The organism is Pseudomonas sp. QLc11A, from assembly GCF_052112305.1.
Lineage (GTDB): Bacteria > Pseudomonadota > Gammaproteobacteria > Pseudomonadales > Pseudomonadaceae > Aquipseudomonas > Aquipseudomonas laurylsulfatiphila.
This window is the reverse complement of the sequence record NZ_JAVAJJ010000063.1, coordinates 1-345: the sequence shown is the minus strand read 5'-3', so window position 1 is coordinate 345 and position 345 is coordinate 1. Positions and strand designations below refer to the sequence as shown.

Below are 345 nucleotides of genomic sequence, written 5' to 3'. Positions count from 1 at the left end.
TGGACAGCGGCAAGGTCATCACCATCGCCGAAGGTCAGAGCTCCGGTAGCCTGCCGGTCAGCGTCGGCAACGACGTTTACACCGGTCCGACCATCGTCACTGAATCCATCAAGGACGCAGTGGGCGGCAACCTGGAATTGGTGTCGCCAAACACAACGCCAGTGACTACCACGGTCAACGACGTCAACGACACCACCACCGTGACCCTGACCGCGACCCCGAGCGTGGACGAGAACGGCACCATCACCTACACCGCCACCCTGACCGATGCTCAGGGCAAACCGGTCACCGCGCAAAACGGTCCAGTGACCGTGACGTTGGACAGCGGCAAGGTCATCACCATCG

The 345-nt window shown here is 61.7% G+C and carries 1 protein-coding gene; it reads left to right on the top strand.

Translation table 11 applies throughout. The annotated features are described in order from the left end of the window. Positions 1-345, top strand: a 345-nt coding sequence (locus Q8X48_RS29895; RefSeq protein ID WP_407802676.1) for an immunoglobulin-like domain-containing protein, incomplete at both ends; no start/stop codon positions are given.